Annotated in this window: 13 protein-coding genes; 9 read left to right on the plus strand and 4 right to left on the minus strand. The window is 38.4% G+C overall.

The genetic code is table 11. The features are described 5' to 3' along the window. Positions 1-3 precede the first annotated feature (3 nt). From ACWPWS_RS22800 to ACWPWS_RS22815, 4 genes are all read right to left on the minus strand, one after another. Positions 4-1,272: an acetyl-CoA C-acetyltransferase gene (locus ACWPWS_RS22800; protein WP_454048021.1), complete on the minus strand. Its 1,269-nt coding sequence runs from the start codon at positions 1,270-1,272 to the stop codon at positions 4-6. A 10-nt stretch (positions 1,273-1,282) separates the two neighbouring features. After that, positions 1,283-1,888 carry a TetR/AcrR family transcriptional regulator gene (locus tag ACWPWS_RS22805; protein WP_209786320.1) on the minus strand — a complete coding sequence of 202 codons (606 nt, stop codon included), beginning with the start codon at positions 1,886-1,888 and terminating at the stop codon, positions 1,283-1,285. Positions 1,889-2,060: 172 nt separating this feature from the next. Next, positions 2,061-2,480 carry an OsmC family protein gene (locus ACWPWS_RS22810; RefSeq protein ID WP_454048022.1) on the minus strand — a complete coding sequence of 140 codons (420 nt, stop codon included), beginning with the start codon at positions 2,478-2,480 and terminating at the stop codon, positions 2,061-2,063. An 88-nt stretch (positions 2,481-2,568) separates the two neighbouring features. Continuing rightward, positions 2,569-3,435 carry a helix-turn-helix domain-containing protein gene (locus tag ACWPWS_RS22815; RefSeq protein ID WP_454048023.1) on the minus strand — a complete coding sequence of 289 codons (867 nt, stop codon included), beginning with the start codon at positions 3,433-3,435 and terminating at the stop codon, positions 2,569-2,571. 201 nt (positions 3,436-3,636) lie between these two features. Between ACWPWS_RS22815 and ACWPWS_RS22820 the strand changes: the two genes are divergently transcribed. The 9 genes from ACWPWS_RS22820 (at position 3,637) to ACWPWS_RS22860 (ending at position 20,515) form a co-directional block, all read left to right on the plus strand. Next, entirely contained in the window at positions 3,637-4,515 is an 879-nt protein-coding gene (locus ACWPWS_RS22820; protein ID WP_105683159.1) for an AraC family transcriptional regulator, read from the plus strand. A 386-nt stretch (positions 4,516-4,901) separates the two neighbouring features. Further along, positions 4,902-7,862 (plus strand): SusC/RagA family TonB-linked outer membrane protein, encoded by a 2,961-nt coding sequence (locus ACWPWS_RS22825; protein ID WP_454048024.1) that lies wholly within the window; start codon positions 4,902-4,904, stop codon positions 7,860-7,862. A 17-nt stretch (positions 7,863-7,879) separates the two neighbouring features. Beyond that, positions 7,880-9,505, plus strand: coding sequence for a SusD/RagB family nutrient-binding outer membrane lipoprotein (locus tag ACWPWS_RS22830; RefSeq protein WP_454048025.1), 1,626 nt, complete (start codon positions 7,880-7,882; stop codon positions 9,503-9,505). A gap of 172 nt (positions 9,506-9,677) precedes the next feature. After that, positions 9,678-10,976 (plus strand): MFS transporter, encoded by a 1,299-nt coding sequence (locus ACWPWS_RS22835; RefSeq protein WP_454048026.1) that lies wholly within the window; start codon positions 9,678-9,680, stop codon positions 10,974-10,976. Positions 10,977-11,010: 34 nt separating this feature from the next. Then, entirely contained in the window at positions 11,011-11,982 is a 972-nt protein-coding gene (locus ACWPWS_RS22840; RefSeq protein ID WP_047376309.1) for a glycoside hydrolase family 130 protein, read from the plus strand. Positions 11,983-12,098: 116 nt separating this feature from the next. Then, positions 12,099-14,330: a GH92 family glycosyl hydrolase gene (locus tag ACWPWS_RS22845; RefSeq protein WP_454048027.1), complete on the plus strand. Its 2,232-nt coding sequence runs from the start codon at positions 12,099-12,101 to the stop codon at positions 14,328-14,330. Positions 14,331-14,362: 32 nt separating this feature from the next. Further along, complete coding sequence (locus ACWPWS_RS22850; protein WP_454048028.1) at positions 14,363-15,790, plus strand: glycoside hydrolase family 125 protein; 1,428 nt, start codon at positions 14,363-14,365, stop codon at positions 15,788-15,790. A gap of 108 nt (positions 15,791-15,898) precedes the next feature. Beyond that, a complete protein-coding gene (locus ACWPWS_RS22855; protein ID WP_454048029.1) occupies positions 15,899-18,049 on the plus strand; it encodes an endo-beta-N-acetylglucosaminidase H in 2,151 nt (716 codons plus the stop codon). Between the two features lie 57 nt (positions 18,050-18,106). Continuing rightward, the gene (locus ACWPWS_RS22860; RefSeq protein ID WP_454048030.1) at positions 18,107-20,515 is read left to right on the plus strand and encodes an endo-beta-N-acetylglucosaminidase H; all 2,409 of its coding nucleotides are present in this window, start codon (positions 18,107-18,109) and stop codon (positions 20,513-20,515) included. Positions 20,516-20,525: the final 10 nt, after the last annotated feature.

Consider the following 20,525-nt stretch of genomic DNA (forward strand, 5'->3'; position numbering starts at 1 on the left):
TTTTTATTTTTCTAAAATCATGGTTACTCCCTGCCCGCCGGCGGCACAGATGGATATGAATCCTTTTCCGCTGCCTTTTTCATGAAGTAATTTTGCCAGGGTTGCAATGATTCTTCCGCCTGTGGCTGCAAAAGGATGTGCCGCTGCAAGGCTTCCTCCTTTTACATTCAATTTATTTCTGTCTATCTTTCCAAGTGCTTTCTCCAGTCCAAATTTTTTGGCAAGTTCCTCATTTTCCCAGATTTTTATGGTCGCTAAAACCTGTGCTGCAAAAGCTTCATGGATTTCATAGTAATCAAAGTCTGAGAGATTCATATTGGCTTTTTTCAGCATTCTCTCTGCGGCAAAAACAGGAGCAAGAAGAAGATCCTGTTTATTTTCAACATATTCTATTCCTGCCAGTTCAGAAAAACTGATATAAGCTAAAATTGGAAGGTTGTTGGCTTTTGCCCATTCTTCACTGGCCAGCAAAACTGCGGAAGCTCCGTCTGTAAAAGGGGTGGAATTTCCTGCGGTTAACGTTCCGTTCTGTTTATCAAAAGCAGGTTTTAGCTGTGATAATTTTTCAATACTGCTGTCACGTCTTAGATTATTGTCTTTATCTAAGCCAAAAGCAGGAGTAATCATATCATCAAAGAATCCTTCATCATAAGCTTTAGCCATATTCTGATGACTTTTTAAAGCCAGTAAATCCTGTTCTTCTCTGGGAATATTGTAGTATTTGGCAGTGATTTCTGTGTGTTCACCCATTACCAGACCTGTTTTAGGCTCCTGTCCTTTGTAAGGAATAGGCATCCAGTCTTTCAGTTTCGGACTTAAAAGCTGTTTTATTTTTCCAAAAGCAGATTTTTCTTTATTGGCTTTTAAAAGCGCTTTTCTTAATCTTGGTGAAGACTCAAACGGAATATTGCTCATTGCTTCCACACCGCATGCAATCCCTGATTCTATCTGGCCCAATGCAATTTTATTTCCGATATAAATAGCCGCTTCAATACCTGTGTCACATGCCTGCTGAAGATCACAGGCAGGAGTTGCAGGATCAAGAGAAGTATTCATTACGGTTTCTCTGATGAGGTTGCTTTCAGAGATGTGTTTAATAACAGCTCCGCCGGCAACTTCTCCGAGGCGTTTCCCCTGAAGATGATAACGGTCTATTAATCCATTCAGAGAAGCAAGCAGGAGATCCTGATTACCCTGCTCCGAATAAGCGGTATTCATTCTGGCGAAAGGAATTCTGTTGTATCCTACAATAGCCACTTTTTTTGTTTCCATATTGTATAATTTATGATGGAAGAATATTGAGTTCATGATCTATCATGCTGGTGATTTTGTCTAAAGCATTGTTTAGAAAGCTTTGATCACCCATTGTTTTTGAAAGCAGGATTCCGCCTTCAATAAGCATGATGAATAGAGACGCGAATTGTTCTGCATTTACGTTGCTGTTAATTTCCCCTTTCTTTTGCCCTTCCATAATAGCTGATGAAATTTTTGACATCCATTGTTCAAAAGACTTTTTAACCTGATTTTTTAAAGCAGGGAAAGAATCATCCGCTTCCGTTGCTGCATTCATGATGGGGCAGCCTCCGTTTGAGAAAACAAACTTCCAGTTTTTTCGGTAGAAATCTACAAAAGCATGAAGCTTATCCAGAGAAGTTGGGAACTCATCACCAAAAGAACGGCTAAGGGTTTTGCCCAGTAATCCTGCATTGTATTTATAAACCTCAATAGCTACTTCATCTTTGTTCTCAAAATTTCCATAGATACTGCCTTTTGTCAGTCCGGTTGCCTGAGTAATGTCGGATAATGATGTGGAAATATAACCCTTCGTATTAAAAAGAGTAGCTGTTTTCTCGATGATATGCTGTTTTGTTTTTTCTGCCTTCGACATTTAAATGCTTAATTATATGCAAATATACAAAAATATACCATTCGGTATATTTGTTTGAAGATTTACATGATACAGATATTGGCGGATTAAATTTTGGCTGAAGCCAATGGATTTGTTTTTAAAATAAAAAACGGGCTAAAGCCCGTTCCTATTGATGTTGAAATTAAGATTTTTAATTTTCTAAAGTAGCATTCAATGTAATCTCAAAGTTGAATGCTGCACTTACAGGACATCCTTCTTCGGCGATTTTAGCAAATTTCTGGAATTCTTCTTCAGAGATTCCCGGAACTTTAGCAGTCAAAGTCAGTTCAGATTTTGTAATCTTTCCAACATTGGGATCAAGAGTGATGACCGAAGTTGTTTTTAATTCTTCAGGATTGTATCCGGCTTGTGAAAGCTCAGCATCTAATTTCATGGTGAAACATCCTGCATGAGCTGCTGCCAGTAATTCTTCAGGATTCGTACCTACACCATCCGCAAAACGGCTGTTGAAAGAATATTGAGTCTGGTTTAAAGTTGTACTTTGTGTTGTTAAATGTCCTTTTCCTTCTTTGATGGTACCGTTCCAAACGGCTGTTGCGTTACGTCTCATAATGTTTGTTTTTTTGTATTTAGTATTGTTTGATTTTGATGTTACAAAGGTATGTCTGCAATGAGGTATATTCAATAGATAAAAAGACTTAAATATTGTACTTTTTTCCCGAAGAGTAATTTTTTTTAAAATTTGCAGGAGTGCTTCCCGTTTTATTTGTGAAAAGACGGTTAAAATAAGCCGGATCTTCATATCCAAGAGTATAGGCAATTTCTTTAACTGGTTTATCAGTGTAGAATAATAATCTTTTAGCTTCTAACAGGATTCTGTTGATGATGAACTGGTTGGGAGAATCCAGATTTAAACTTTTAAATTTATGGGTTAATGTTTTTGGTGCCATATGAAGCAGGTCTGCATACTCTGCCACATTATGTTTTTCTCTGAAATGAATTTCCAGATGTCTGCTGAAATCTCTGAAAACATCTAGTTCAGTACCCGGAATTCGGACTGCGTTATTGTCTAAATTCTGTTGTTTCCATTTTCTGGTTGCTCGGATGATCATCTGTTTTACATAGGTTCTGATCATTTCCTCGGCAGAAGAATCTTTCCATTCCAGTTCATCCTGGATATTTTGAAACAGTCTTTTTATAAGACTTGTTTCTGAATCATCAAGCTCCACATAAGGAATTTCGAATACATTATGGAAGAGAAGCCCATCACAAGCTACTTCTTTATCATGGATCTGGATACAGTAGAAATCACGGTTGTAGAAAAGAAGAATAGATTCGTCTTTCCCTTTCAGAATGTTCAGATGCTGGTTGGTTAGGAAAAACAGTGAGGGTTTCTTTGTTATGTAATGATTAAAGTCTACCGTAAGCTCATATCCTGAAGGAATAAAAAATACTTTGATATCTGTGCTGAACCGGTTTCCATTGAAATTCTCCAGATTTTCTTCTGAAAATACTTCCAGGCCGAGTCTTTTATAGTGGTCTTCGAAAATAAGCTGTTGCGGCATACTTTAACTTTAGTTTAAAGATACAAAAAAGCATGGGTTTGAACTCTATTAAATTATTGAAACCCAAATTTCTGATGCCTGGCAGAGAGAATTGGGATAAAATAAATGGGAAATATGTTTTTACATTGATATTATTTTATCATTTTTACAAAGATTTGTGCTGCGACCCATATTATTAACCCTTTTTTCACAACTGCCTGTATGAGCGAATTAGAAAATATTCTGAGAGAAATAACTCCACTGTCTCCTGAGGATAGTTTTCTTGTATTTGACAGGATTAAAGCATCATTTGACTTTCCCTATCACTATCATCCGGAAATTGAAATCAATTTTATCTACAAAGGAAAGGGATACCGCAGAATGGTAGGAGATCATACGGGAGAGATAGGAAATATAGAATTGGTATTGGTAGGGCCTAATTTACCGCATTGCTGGGCTAATTACAGATGCAAAAACAGAAAAACCCACGAGATCACGATACAGTTTAATCAGGATTTCTTTCACCAGTCTTTGATGGAGAAAAATATTCTTAAGCCTATCAATAATCTGATGAAAGATTCCATCAGAGGAATTCTTTTTTCAGCTGAAACTGCTGAGAAACTAAAAGATTCGTTTCTCAATCTGTCAAAGATGAACAGTTTTGAATCATTCATAGAAATTATGAAAATTCTCAATGAACTGGCTGTTGCTGAAAATAAAATACTTCTATCATCCTATAGTATTGAACTGGAGACTTTTGCGGATAATGATAAAATGAAGATTATCCACGATTTTGTTCATAAAAATTTTGAAAATAAAATCACGCTTGATAAAGTGGCTTCCATGGTGAATATGAGCAATGTGACTTTCAATAGGTTTATTAAGAAAAGAACCGGAAAGACTTTTATCAATTATCTGAATGAGATAAGAATCAGCTATGCTGCACGCTGGCTGATGGAAAAAAATCTTACGGTCTTTGAAATTGCTTTTGAAGCCGGATTTAATAATATTGCCAACTTCAATAAGGTATTTAAGTCTATTAAAAAGACAACTCCCACTGAATTTAAAGAACAGTTTAAAGGAGTGAAAAAAATTGAATAATATTCTTTTACAACTTACTTTTTCTGTATCATCAGTTCAAAATAAAATACAAAACCGGGTATTCATATCCGATTTTTTTTGGATAAAATGTAAGATAAATCCCCTTTTTTCTACTGATTTTAATGTAGTGTATTTTGTTGATATATAAATGTTTAGTTGCTTTTTAATAAAATTGCTGAAAAAATAATATCGTTTTATGATAAAATAGTATTATATCAGACTGGTTACAAAATTTAGATTTGTGAATGTGAATTAAATCTTAACAAAACTTTAAATTATTTAATACATAAACGATAAAATTTTGCTGAAAAAACAATAATTTTTTTTGTATTGAATAACAAAGCAATGTCATTGATTCTCAATTAAATCTAACGAATCTAAACCTTATGAGAAAAGCAGTTATACCTGTTCTGTTCGTTTTTTCACTTTCTGCGAATGCACAGGAGAAAAAATCGGCCGACACTACGAAGACAAACAGTATTGAGGAGGTCGTAGTCACCTCTTTGGGGATAAAAAGGCAGGCCCGCTCTTTGACGTATTCCAGTCAGCAGATTGGTGGAGATGAGCTTACAGAAGTGAAAACTCCCAATCTATTAAATTCGATCAATGGAAAAGTATCCAACGTACAGATCAACAGAACCAATGGTGTAGGAAGCTCCGTAAGGGTGATCATGAGAGGGAATAAATCTGTAAACAATGCACAGCCATTATATGTAATTGATGGTATTCCCATTATCAACGGAACAGGAAAATCAGCAGATATCGGGCAGTATTCCAATATGCCGGATCCGGGAGATGTACTGAGCTCCATCAATCCGGATGATATTGAAAGCATGAACTTCCTAAAAGGAGCTTCGGCTTCTGCACTGTACGGTTCTGCAGGAGGTAACGGAGCTATTTTGATTACGACTAAAAAAGGGCGTGCAGGAAAAAGTTCAATTACTTACAGTTCCAGCCTTACCGTAGACAGAGCGTATAGCCTTCCAAAACTACAGCACAGCTATTTGTCTTATGATCCATCTGTTGCTGGTCAGCAGCCAGGTCAGGCGGTAGACAGCTGGGGTGCAAAAGGATCTTCAAAGGATTATCTTAAAGATTTTCTGCAAACAGGAACTACATGGGTAAACAGTCTTTCTTTCCAGTCAGGAAATGAAAAATCAACAAACTATTTCTCTATCGGAAATACGACCAATAAAGGAGTGGTTCCAATGTCGTATTTTGATCAGTATAATGTCTCTTTCAGAAATTCAAGTAAGTTTCTGGATGATAAACTGACTTTGGATGCCAATTTCATCGGATCATTACAGGAAAGTAAGAACAGACAGACACCGGGAGCTTCTTTTTCTCCTTTGACAAGTTTGTACTGGTTACCGAGAGGAGTAGATTTTGACCAATACGGAGGCGATAATTATTCTTATTTGGATAAAACGAGATTTTTACCAGCTCAAAACTGGTGGGAAGTAAACCCGGATGGAAGTTTCAAAGGAAATCCTGTGACCCAGAATCCTTACTGGATCTTAAACAGAAACCCGGTTACAGTGAGTAACAAAAATACATACGGTGCCCTTTCATTGTCTTACCAGATTAATCCATGGTTGACTGCAAGAGTGAGAGGAAACTACAGCTGGAATATTTCAGACAGCCAGCGTGATATTGTTGCTTTTTCAGCGCCTAGCTTACTGGCTAATGGTATTAATGGTAGAATGCTTAAAAATACCTATGAAAATTCTTCTACTTATGGTGATGTTTTATTGATCGGTAGCCCTAAAGTAAGTGAATCTATCTCTTTAGATTTTACAGTAGGAGGAAGTATCAATACGACAAGAAATAAAATAGGACAAATTGATAATGCTTATCTGGCAAATCCTAATCTTTTCACCTTGAATAACCTTCAGTGGAATGTAAACAGAGCGCCGGGAGATGGATATCATAATACCTATACGAACATGAAAAAACAGGTACAGTCTGTTTTTGCGAGTGCTTCCGTAGGGTACAAAAATATGTTCTATGTAGACATGACTTTCAGAAATGACTGGGATTCTACTTTAGCATTAACAGGAAGAACCGGATTTGATTATGAATCTGTAGGAGCAAATGCTATATTATCTTCTGTGTTCAAACTTCCGGAAGTTATTAATTTCTGGAAAGTAAGAGGGTCTTATGCAACCGTTGGTTTGGGATTACCTACCAATATCACCAATGCAATGGTTGAATATAATAAAGGATATGTTTATGGAGTAGATGCCGGAACGATTGTATATCCTAAGAGTTCTTTTGCTACAGGTGCAGGTTTTGAGGCATTGCTTCCAAAGCCGGAACTTAATAAAACGTTTGAAGCGGGGACTGAGTTGAGAATGTTGAATAACAAACTGAATTTTGATATTACTTATTACAATTCAAATACCAGTAACCAGTTGTTGGAAACCACAATCCCTTCTTATTTAGGAGGATTGGCTCCGGGATCCTATTATATTAATGCCGGAAAAATCCGAAATACAGGTTTTGAATCTTCATTATCTTATAAAATCTTTGATTCGGAAAAATTCGGATGGACTGCTACATTGAATGCATCGGCCAATAAAAACAAGATCGTTGAATTATTACCAACAAGCATCAATGTTTCTAAAGACCTGACTTTTTCATTAACCGGAGGTGGTGACTATACAAGATTAAAACTGGGAGGTTCTTTTGGAGATCTTTACGGAATCAAATTTAAAAGAGATGACCAGGGCCGTGTTCTTGTGAATGAGAAAGGGGTTCCTTTAGCAGAGAGTACGCCTTCTTATTTGGGTAACCCGAACCCTAAGTTTATTATGGGATTCAATAACTCATTTAATATTGGTAAACTGGGAATATCTTTCCTTATTGATGGGAAATTCGGAGGTAAAGTATTATCACTTACAGAAAAAGCAAATGATTTATATGGAGTAAGTCAGACCACTGCTGATGCTAGAGATGCTGGAGGCGTATCAATCCCAAATGCAGTGTATGCACCGGGAACTCCTAATGCAGGACAGGCTTATACTGGGTTGACTAACGCTAAAGATTATTATAAAGCAGTAGGAACAACCGAAGGATTTGGAAAAGGAGTTGATGAAGCCTATCTGTATAGTGCTACAACAATACGTTTACGTCAGGCATCTGTTTCATATATGTTTGATGTTAACTCAAAATATTTGAAAAATGCAACGGTAAGTTTAGTAGGAACCAATTTATTTTTCTTCTACAAGAAAGCACCGTTTGATCCTGAGCAGGTATCAGGGAATACGCCTGGTGGAGTGGGAGTAGATTCATTCGGTCTGCCAGTTACCAGATCTATCGGTTTATCATTAAAAGCTAACTTCTAACTTTTACAATTACGACAATGAAAATCAATACTATTAAAACATTGGTATTTGGAGCTGCAGTTCTGTTCTCAGCTTCCGGATGTACTAATGACTTTGACCAATATAATCAGGAAAAGCTGGGAGGCCCTGAAAACTTTTACGCTGACTTTATCGCGGTTGTAAACCCTATGAAATCTATCCAGAGAGGGCTGCAGGCAGATTATCAGTTATATCCTAACCTGAGTGCAGATATGTACAGCGGAATGTTCAGTACCGCAACACCATTTAACGGAGGAGTAAATAATCTTACTTATTCTATGATGGATGGATGGAATAACAGAATTATTGCCAGACAGCAGGATATTTTCAATTATTCTATCATTATCGATAATGCTGCCAAAGGAAACTATCCGGGTGTAGATTTTACCGGTACACTTGCTGTGAAAAAAATTCTGAAAGTTATTACAGCGGCAAGAGTTTCAGACAGCCATGGTCCTGTAGTTTACAGTAAGTATGAAAAACCTAACCCTAACGGAGTTACAGATTTTGATTCTCAACAAGAGGCTTACAACTATTTTATTGCAGACCTTACTGCGGCCATTACAGATTTACAGAAAGTAATTGCAATGTCGGCAACACAGAATGTTGAAGATAAGACCTCATTGAAAAGTGCAGACTTAGTGTATGGAGGAAATATGGCTCAATGGGCAAAATTTGCTAATTCACTAAAGCTGAGATTAGCCATGAGAATGAGCTATGCTGATCCTGCAAAATCTAAACAATATGCAGAAGAGGCTTTGGCTTCACCTGCAGGATTAATTACTGACAATGCAGATAATGCTTTGATCAGTGTAGGACAGTCAGAATTGAGTTTCATCATTTACTCATGGGGAGACTGTTTAATAGGTGCACCTTTGATGGCTTATATGAACGGATATAATGACCCGAGACTTTCGGCATATGCAATTCCTGCAAAAGATGCTGATGTTCAGGGTAAATATATAGGAGTGCGCCAGGGAATTGATTTATTAAATGGTAAATCTACTTATGGAGCATTCTCACAACCACAGGCAAAATCTGCCAGCGGAGATTATTTTTCCGGAACAGATGGGAAAATGAAATTATTCACTGCTGCAGAAACATGGTTCCTGAAAGCGGAAGCTGCTTTAAGAGGATATGCAGGAGCGGGAGATATTCAAGCTAACTATACTACCGGAGTTCAACAGTCTTTCGGGGAATGGGGGAAAAGTGCTAATGTCGCTTCTTATCTTGCTGATACTACTTCTACAGAAGCACCTTATGTTGATCCGAAAAATGCAGACAATAATGTTGCTGTAGGAAATCCTCAGCTAAGTACCATTACCATTGCATGGAATAACGGGGATACCAACGAAAGAAAATTAGAAAGAATTATTACCCAAAAATGGCTTTCTCTTTATCCAAACGGACCGGAAGCATGGGCTGAGCAGAGAAGAACAGGCTACCCGATTCTTTTCAAGGTAAGAAAAAATGACAGTGGTGGAGCAATCAGTACGGAAGCAATGATCAGAAGAATTCCTTTCACTATCGATACCAAAACTTCATTATATAACTACCAGCAGGCTGCACAAATGCTGAACGGACCTGATACCGGAGGCACCAAGCTATGGTGGGATAAGAAATAAACAATATTCAGAATCACTCATCAGTAAAGAGACATCTCAATATCAGATTTTTATTTGATCCATTCATTAAGACAGGAGAATAGAGTAGAATCTCCAAAAAAATTATAGTTTCGTTTTTAGTCTGAATGAATTTTTGAGATGTTCTCTTTTATTTAGAATCTTATTTTTAAATATGGGAAAAAACAACTCCGGAACCCGTCGGATCCAGCCAATTCTTTGGATTTCCACATTATACTTTGCAATGGGTGTTCCCTTTGTAACCATTAATGCGGTTTCAGGAATCATGTATAAAGATATGGGTGTTTCGGATTCGCAGATTACATTCTGGACAGCTCTTATCCTATTCTCCTGGACTTTAAAACCACTTTGGAGTCCGTTTTTGGAGATCTATAAAACAAAAAAGTTCTTTGTTATTTCTACTCAGTTTGCTATAGGAATTCTGTTTGCATTAGTCGCTTTAAGTCTTCCAATGCATGACTTTTTCAAATACAGTATTGCGCTTTTTGCCGTAATAGCATTTTGTGGAGCTACCCATGATGTGGTAGCAGATGGAACGTATATTGGTTTTCTTACCAATAAAGAGCAGGCGAAATATATCGGCTGGCAGGGTGCTTTTTACAATCTTGCCAAGATTATCAGCAGTGGTGCATTAGTTTATTTTGCAGGTATTTTAGAAAAAACAAAAGGTGTTACCAATGCCTGGATGATCATTATGGTGATCTATGCATTACTGTTTTTTGTATTAGCGATTTATCACTATTTCATTCTGCCAAAAGAGAATAAAGAAGAACAGAAAGATGAGAAAACGGCCGGAAATGTTCGTAAAGAACTGTTGGAAGTGATTACCTCTTTCTTTACCAAAAAGAAGATTCTGTGGTGTATACTCTTCATCATCCTATATCGTTTTGCAGAAGGATTTGCAATCAAAATTGCTCCATTATTTTTTAAAGCTCCAAGAGCTTCAGGAGGATTGGGGTTATCCACTTCAGACATCGGACTTGTCTATGGAACTTATGGTTCCGGGGCATTCATTTTAGGTTCTGTTCTGGCAGGATATTTTATCTCAGCCCGCGGACTGAAAAAATCTTTGATCTGGTTATGTTGTGCATTTAATATTCCATTTGTGGTATATGCTTTATTAGCGCATTATCAGCCTTCAGATTTATTGCCTGTGGGAATTGCTGTGGTGGTAGAATATTTCGGCTATGGATTTGGTTTTGTAGGATTAATGCTCTACATGATGCAGCAGATTGCACCAGGAAAACACAAAACGGCTCATTATGCTTTTGCAACAGGAATTATGAATCTTGGAGTAATGATTCCCGGAATGTTCAGTGGGATGATCAGTGACTGGATCGGATACAAAATGTTCTTTATCTGGGTCCTGATTGCTACAATTCCTGCATTCTTAGCCACATTATTCGTTCCTTTCCCTTATCCGGAAAATCAGAAAGAACAACAAATCAATTAATAATAATTTAAAAATAAAAAGTAAAAAATACTTTATGACAGCTCAATCAGTAATGATCCCCTGGCAGGATCGCCCGGAAGGTTGCAATGATATCATGTGGAGGTTTTCCGAAAACCCGATCATTAACAGATACGCGATACCAACATCCAACAGTATATTCAACAGCGCAGTAATTCCTTTTGAGGATGGATTTGCAGGAGTATTCCGTTGTGATAACAAGGCAGTACAGATGAATATTTTTGCTGGTTTCAGTAAAGATGGAATCAATTGGGATATTAATCATGACCCTATTGAAATGCAGGCAGGAAATACGGATATGATTGAATCCGATTACAAATATGATCCCCGTGTCACTTTTATAGAAGACCGTTACTGGATTACTTGGTGCAACGGATACAATGGACCTACCATCGGAATTGGATATACTTTTGATTTTAAAGAATTTTTTCAGTGTGAAAATGCCTTTCTTCCCTTCAACAGAAACGGTGTTTTATTCCCTGAAAAAATCAATGGTAAATATGCCATGTTGAGCCGTCCTAGTGATAACGGACATACGCCTTTCGGAGACATTTATATCAGCTATAGCCCTGATATGAAGTACTGGGGTGAACACCGTTGCGTGATGAAAGTAACACCATTTGAAGACAGTGCGTGGCAGTGTACAAAAATAGGAGGAGGACCGGTTCCCATCAAAACAGAAGAAGGATGGTTGCTTTTCTATCATGGAGTGATCAATACCTGCAGAGGATTCAGGTATTCAATGGGAGCAGCTTTGCTTGATCTTGAAGATCCTACAAAAGTATTGTACAGAACGAAGCCTTATCTGTTGGCTCCGGCTGAATTGTATGAACTGACAGGAGATGTACCGAATGTGGTTTTCCCTTGTGCAGCCCTTACAGAAGGTGACAAAGTAACCGTATATTATGGTGCTGCTGATACCGTAGTTGCGATTGCCTTTGGATATATCTCAGAAATCATTGATTTTATGAAAAAGAATTCAATTTAATACAGTAATATAAAGTTTAGGAAAATAGGTTAATCATCTTAATTTTCCCGTTTTCTGGGAATTTTATAATGGTTTTCCTATTTTTAAACAAAAAAATCTCCGATACCTCTCTTATCATGAAAAAAGAACTGATTATCTGCTTTTTTACAACCCTGTTTTCTGTAGCCAGTGCCCAGCAAAATAAAAATGATGTTTTATCCTGGGTAGACCCTTTCATAGGGACAGGAGGACATGGCCATACCTTTCCGGGGGCAACTACGCCTTTCGGGATGATACAGCTGAGTCCGGATCAGAATACAAAAAGTGGCGACTGGGACTGGTGTTCCGGATATCACTACAGCAGTAAAACGATCATGGGATTCAGTCATAACCATCTTAGCGGAACAGGATGGGCAGACCTTGGAGATATTCTGGTAATGCCTACCGTAGGACAGCTAAAAATGGTTCCAGGAACGGAAGAGAATCCTGAAACAGGGTACCGTTCAAAATTCACGCATGATAAAGAAATTGCTTCTCCCGGATATTATTCCGTAATGCTGGACAGCTATGGAATTAAAGCAGAACTTACCGCTTCTCCAAGAGTAGGATTTCATAAATATACTTTCCCGAAGAGTAGTGAAGCCAATATCATTATTGATCCCACTAATAAAATCTTCGGAAATATCTACCATACGTTAGTAAGTGTAGAAGGTAATAATAAAATCAAAGGATACTGTTACAGCAACGGCTGGGGAGGTAAACGATTTGCATACTTCGTAATGGAGTTTTCCAAACCGTTTAAGTCTTATGGCGTGTATGCTGACGGAAAAATCAAAAATGATGAAAAAATTGCCCTTGCTAAGGATGCCAAAGCATTCGTAAGATTTTCAACCGAAGATCAGGAAAGTATTGAAGTAAAAGTATCATTATCTCCGGTGAGTACAGAAAATGCACAGGAAAATTTCGATACTGAAGCAACAAATGTTGATTTTGCAAAAGCGAAGGAAACTGCACAAAAGACATGGAGAGACCTTATTGGCAGATTCCAGGTGACAGGAGGTACAGACAGCCAGAGAAAAATTTTCTACACGGGAGTTTACCATACATTCATTGCCCCTAACCTTTACATGGACGTGAATGGAGATTATGTTGCCGCTCAGGAAAACATGAATACAAAATGGTTCACGAATTACAGTACCTATTCCTACTGGGACGGATTCAGAGCGACTCACCCACTGTTAACCATTATGGATCAGAAACACACAAAAGAATTTGCCAATTCTCTGATCAGCAGATATACAGATCGTAAAGACCATATGCCAATCTGGGAACTTTGCGGATATGATAACTTCTGTATGTTGGGGTATCACAGTGCTTCAGTAATCTGGGATGCCATTTCAAAAGGAGTTCCGGGGATTGATGCGGAAAAAGCATTTGCTGCAATGAAAGATGCTTCTTTGACGGACAAAATGAGCAGCAGTGATGGTGGCGGAGGCCTTAATGACTATATCAAACTAGGCTACACTCCATCAGAAAATGGAGCTTCAGTTTCAGCAACGCTGGAATATGCATATGATGACTGGTGTATCCAGCAGCTTGCTGAAAAATTAGGCAAAAAAGAAGAATCAGAAGTGTATAAAAAACGTTCTATGAACTTCTTGAATACCTTCAATAAAGAAAATAATCACTTCTGGCCAAGACAAAAAGACGGGAAATTCTTAGCGGATTTCACTCTTAATGATTGGAAAAAACTGCAGCCACACTGGGTTTCCGGAAACATCTGGGCTTACGATTTCTTTGTACCTCATCAGATTGATGAAATGATGAATCTGTACGGAGGGAAAAAAGGATTTGAAGAAAAACTGGATAAAACCTTTACAGAAGCGCTTCATATGGAAGGAGAGCAGCATGTGGATATCTCAGGATTCATCGGATCTCTAGGATTTGGTGATGAGCCGGGACATCATGTTCCCTACCTGTACAATTATGCAGGAAGCCCTTACAAGACTCAGAAAATGGTAAAATTTATCCGTGACAATATGTACGCCGCTAAACCTGATGGAATTGTTAATAACGAAGACTGCGGTCAAATGTCAGCATGGTATATTTTCTCTTCATTAGGGTTCTATCCTGTGACACCAGGGAAACCTGTTTATGCTATTGGGGCACCACAGTTCCCGAAAGCTTCTTTACAATTAGAAAATGGAAAAACATTTACCGTAATTGCAGACAAAATATCTGACAAGAATATCTATGTACAGAAAATGTTCCTGAACGGAAAAGAATACAAAAGCTGGGAGCTGAACCACAGCGATATTATGAACGGAGGTGAGCTGAGATTTGTAATGGGAAGTAAACCGGTAAAATAAGACTAATAAAAATAAACGAAACAAAAGTATCAATGGAAAGGAGAAATTTTATTAAAACAAGTGCACTGGCCGGAGCCGGATTGCTGTTCACTCAGAATGTTTTTGCTAAAAATTTAGTATTGGACGATTTTCCTGTTGTCCGTGTTCCTAAAGAAAAAAGACATTTTACCAGCGAATCCGTAGAAAATGCTATTGCAGCGTTTAAAAAGAAAGTGAAAAACAAAGAGCTAAGCTGGCTTTTTGAAAACAGCTTTCCCAATACATTAGATACTACTGTTTTCTATAATGAAACCAACGGAACGCCTGATACGTACGTAATCACGGGAGATATCGATGCCATGTGGCTTCGTGACAGTTCTGCACAGGTTTTCCCTTATCTGCAGTTTTCGAAAAAAGATGAAAAACTGCACAAACTGATCTCAGGAGTAATCCACAAGCAGACTACTTTCATCCTGAAAGATCCTTACGCAAATGCTTTCTACAACGATGATCAGAAGATCAGCAAATGGAAAGAATACGACCATACTGATATGAAGCCGGGAACCCATGAAAGAAAATGGGAAATTGACTCGCTTTGCTATCCTATCCGTCTGGCCTACCACTTCTGGAAAACAACTGGAGATACAAAACCTTTTGATGCCAACTGGCTGAAAGGAATTAAACTTACCCTGCAGACCTTTACAGAACAGCAGAGAAAAAATGATCTGGGACCTTACAAATTTGAGCGTACAACAGCCTGGGCAACAGATGGGGTACCGATGGGAGGATATGGTTATCCGACAAAACCTGTAGGGCTTATCAGTTCTATGTTCCGTCCAAGTGATGATGCTACCATTTATGGATTCCTGATTCCGTCTAACTTATTTGCAGTAGTAAGCTTACGTCAGGCGGCGGAAATGGTTTCTCAGATTAAAAACGAAAAAACACTGGCTCAGCAACTGAACAGCCTTGCTGATGAGGTAGATGCAGCCATCAAAAAATACGGAATTTACAATCATCCTGAATTTGGAAAAATCTATGCTTTTGAAGTAAATGGCTTTGGAAGTTATAACCTGATGGATGATGCGAACTGCCCAAGCTTGCTGGGACTGCCTTATCTGGATGCGGTGAAAGCTGATGACCCTGTGTATTTGAATACAAGAAAATTTGTATGGTCAGAAAACAATCCGTTCTTCTTCAAAGGTAAGCTGGCAGAGGGAATAGGAGGTCCACATATCGGATTGGATATGATCTGGCCAATGAGTATCATCATGAAGGCACTCACTACCAAAGACAAAAGTGAGATCAGATGGTGTATAGATACCTTACAGAAAACGCACGGAGGAACAGGCTTTATGCATGAATCCTTCCATAAAGACGATGCCAAAAAGTTCACCAGAGAATGGTTTGCATGGGCAAATACCTTGTTTGGAGAATTGTTATGGAAAACCTTTAACGAAAACCCTGAGCTACTGACATAGCCCACCCTTTTATATCGCTTATTCATCTGAGATTCCTTCCCGAAAAAGAAGGTGTCAGGGGAATGCTATATAAAATTCAGACACAAAACACCTTAAAAAAATTATACAATGAAAAAAAAATCCATCTTTACCGCACTGATTGCCATGATGCTTCAGTCAGGTTCTCTGATTAACGCACAACAGCTTAGTCCTACAGGAATATGCTATGTGGAAGTGAACAACAACAACATCCTGAATGCAGGATCGTACAAACTGCAGACATCGAACAGCTACCTGTTCAATGTGGTCAATATTTTTGCGGCTAACATTAATTATGATACCAGCCGTGGAAGAGCTTATTTGTATTCCAATAACAACGTTACGAAAGTTCTTACCAATGCAGATACCTACATAAAACCACTCCAGCAAAAAGGAATGAAAGTAGTGTTGACGATTTTGGGAAATCACCAGGGTGCCGGAATCTGTAATTTTCCTACCCGTGAAGCAGCAAAAGACTTTGCATTACAGCTTGCCAATACAGTGAATACTTACGGTCTTGATGGAATTGATTTTGATGATGAATATTCAGAATATGGAAATAACGGAACAGGACAGCCTAATGACAGCTCTTTTGTAATGTTGGTTCAGGAGCTCAGAGCCTTATTACCGAATAAAATTATTTCATTTTATTATTATGGACCTGCGGCTTCAAGACTTTCCTGGAACGGAGCCAGAGTAGGAGACAATGTCAACTACAGCTGGAATGCGATGTACGGAACATTCTCAGCTCCAAATGTACCACCTCTTACCAAAGCTCAGATTTCTCCTGCGGCTGTATGGATGGGAAATACTTCCAATTCTACAACCACCAGCCTGGCTACCCAGACTAAAAATGGAGGCTATGGAGTATTTATGTGGTATGATTTGCACGGAACCAATGAAGCAACACAGCTTTCAGCAGGAACTCAGACATTATACGGAGAACAGACTGTTTTAAGCACTCCTTTACAATCATGGACACAAGGAACCAATTGTGATGCACCTATCGGATTGTATACAAGCAATCTTACGGGAACAAGTGCAAAACTAAACTGGTCAGCCGTAGGAACCAATACTTATGATATTGATTATAAACCAGCATCTTCAACAACTTGGACCAATGCGGTATCAGCAACAAGTTCCACTTCCGTAACCGTTTCCGGATTAACAGCCAATACGGAATATGACTGGAGAATCAGAACCAACTGCAGCGTGAAAAGCGCTTATATGTTTGCTCCAAGATTTACAAGCACTTCAGGAACAACGCCTACAGGTTCTTATGCTCTGTCTCTGGATGGAAGTACGGAATCAGGAGCTGCCGGAAGTATGAATCTAAGCGGTTCTGCATTATCTTTTGAAGGATGGATCAAACCTTCATCATTCAAATCGGCATCTCCATATATCTCTTCTATCATGGGAACAGAAGTTGGTGACAGCAATTCTGCATTCTTAAGATTAGGAGATGCAGGTCTGGCAAATAATAAACTTCAGTTTGTCGTAAGTATTAACAATGTACAGCAAAAATTGGCTTCTGCAACTGCTTTGAATGCCAATACCTGGTATCACGTGGCAGCTACTTATGATGGTAGCAATATGAAATTGTATATCAACGGAGTTCTGAATGCCACTAAAGCACAAACCGGAAGTGTGAATTCAAACGGAGCGTTCAATGTAGGATATTTGTACAATACTTCCAGAAACTTCAATGGAAAAATAGATGAGGTAAGAGTTTGGAAACGGGCTTTGAGCCAGACAGAAATCAGTCAGAATATGTGTAATGTATCCGTTCCGGCAACTTCACTGGCTGCCTACTGGAAGTTTAACGAAGGCAGTGGTTCTACAGTTCAGGATACTTCCGGAAACGGAGTGACTTTAACATTAACAGGCGTTGATGCTTCTAATTGGGGAACAGATCTGCCATGTACAACAGGAAGTTCAGCATTAGCAAGAACTGCAGGCCAAAAGACGATAAATGTGGGAGAAACAAGTATTAAAAATCAGATAAAATTATATCCTAACCCGGTAAACAGATCTTCATCACTTACAATCTCTGTTCCTGATGAATACACCAAAGGAAAATTGACGGTTTATGATTTTAACGGAAGAATTGTAGACACAAAATCCCTGAACTCAGGAGACAATCAATACGAATTAAGCAGAATTTCTGCAGGAAACTATATCCTTCAGTTTGAATCTCACGATGGAAGCTTAAAACAATCCGAAAAACTAATGGTAAAATAATAACCTCAGTCATTGGGCTTCGGCCCAATGATTTTTCTACGATAAAATTGATATACTATGAGAAAAAAATCCTTTTTTATTCCCCTGATGGCCTTAATGCTTCAGTCGGCTCCATTACTCAAAGCACAGCAGCTTGATCCTTTAGGAGTCTGCTATGTGGAAGTAAATAACAATAATCCGCTGAATGCAGGTTCCTATACTTTGCAGAATACGAACAGACAGCTTTTTGATGTGGCTATTATTTTTGCAGCGAATATCAACTATGATGTTTCCAAAAACCGTGCTTATATCTCAAACAATAACAATGTTACCAAAGTCCTTAATGATGTCAATACCTATGTAAAACCTTTACAGCAAAAAGGGATAAAAGTATTGCTTGATCTTTTAGGAAATCACCAGGGAGCAGGAATTTCTAATTTTCCTAACCGTGAAGCAGCAAAAGATTTCGCTTTGCAGGTGGCTCATACCGTTTATACTTACGGACTGGATGGAGTAGACCTTGATGATGAATATGCAGGATACGGAAATAACGGAACGGGACAGCCTAATAACAGTTCTTTTGTCATGCTTCTGCAGGAATTGAAAGCAGCAATGCCGGATAAACTGATTACATTCTACTACTATGGTCCGGCTACAACCAGACAAACTTATAATGGAGATTTAGCAGGAAATTATATTGATTATACATGGAATGCGATGTACAGTACATACAATGCGCCTGTTGTTCCTCCTCTTAATAAATCCAAAATCTCTGCAGCGGCAACATGGATACAAAACTCGAATCCAAGCTCAACTTCTGCCACTACACTGGCAAACTTAGCAACCAGTACAAAGAATGACCAATATGGTGTATTCATGTGGTATGACCTGGGAGGAACCAATGTAGCCAGCTATCTGAGCACAGGTTCCAATATTCTTTATAATGAAAATACACTTTTAAGCGGTCAATTATATTCATGGTCTCAGGGGCAAACCTGTGATCCACCATTAGGACTCGATGTTTCAAACGTGACAGGAACTTCAGCAAAACTGAACTGGACTTCCAATACTTCCCAGTCTTATAATATTGACTACAAACCGGCCAATTCTACAGTATGGACAAACGTAGCCAATAATTACTCAGGAAATAATATTGTCATCAATAACCTTACCCTGAACACCAATTACGATTGGAGAATACAGTCCAATTGCTCACCGACATTAACAAGTACTTATATTTTTGCACCAAGGTTTAACTCCGGAAGTGGCTGCACTACGCCATCAGGATTAACTTCCGGAAGTTTCCTTGGTAATACTGCTCAGCTATCTTGGGATGCAGGAAATGCAACTTCATATACACTGCAGTATAAAACTGCAGCAGCCACAACATGGTCTGAAATTCCGAATATTACAACTAATTCTTACGCCCTTCAAAATCTTACCCCAAATACAAATTATGTATGGAAAGTACAGGCGGGATGTGCCGGAGGAACTACAAGTACGTATTCAGGAGAAGGATCATTCAACAGTGGCTTTGCACCTGTTACAAGTCCCGGAGCAAGATCTCTTTCTTTCAACGGAAGCACGCACTATCTTAATGCAGGACAATTTAACCTGAGTGGAAATGCGATGACATTTGAAGGTTGGGTAAAAGTAAATGCTTTCAAAACAGGATTCCCTTATATTTCATCAGTAATGGGAGTGGAAGTAGGAGATAATAACTCGGCAATGCTTCGTTTCGGAGATGGAAATCTGGCGAATAACAAACTTCAGTTTATCCTGAGCTTCGGTTCATCACAGGTGAAGCTTAATACAAATACCGCATTCAATACCAATACATGGTATCATATAGCAGCCACTTATGATGGGGCAGCAATGAAAATTTATGTCAACGGAAGCCTTGATGCCAGCTTTGCAGTAACGGGTAACTTTACAGCAAACGGAATCCTTTATCTGGGAAGAAATTATGACAATTCCCGTACAATCAACGGTTTCCTGGATGAATTCAGAGTTTGGAAAAAAGCACTAACACCACAGGAAATATTGAGTAACAGCTGTAATGTTCCTGCCAACTCCACAGGTCTTGAAGCGAACTGGAAAATGGATGAAGGAAGTGGAATGGGAGCTTTGGATGCTACAGCAAACACTCATTTTGCCACCCTGATCAATATGACAGATGCCAACTGGAGAACAGATGTTGCCTGTTCTTCATCTCTTGCCGTGAAAGATATTGAATCGATAAAAGAGAGCAGTACAGTCTATCCAAATCCTGTGAAAAGAGGAAATGATATTCACTTTGCCATCAGTGACAACTCTGCAAGTGAAGTGGCATTGTATGATGTTTCAGGAAAATTATTCAAAAAACAGAGCATTAATCAAAATAATAATGCTGTGAATACACAGGATTTAATCAGTGGTACTTATATTTACAAGATTACATCCGCAAACAGTAAAGTAATTTCAACAGGTAAAATTATTGTAAAGTAAGATTCAGATA

The sequence above is a fragment of the Chryseobacterium sp. Marseille-Q8038 genome, from assembly GCF_965111995.1.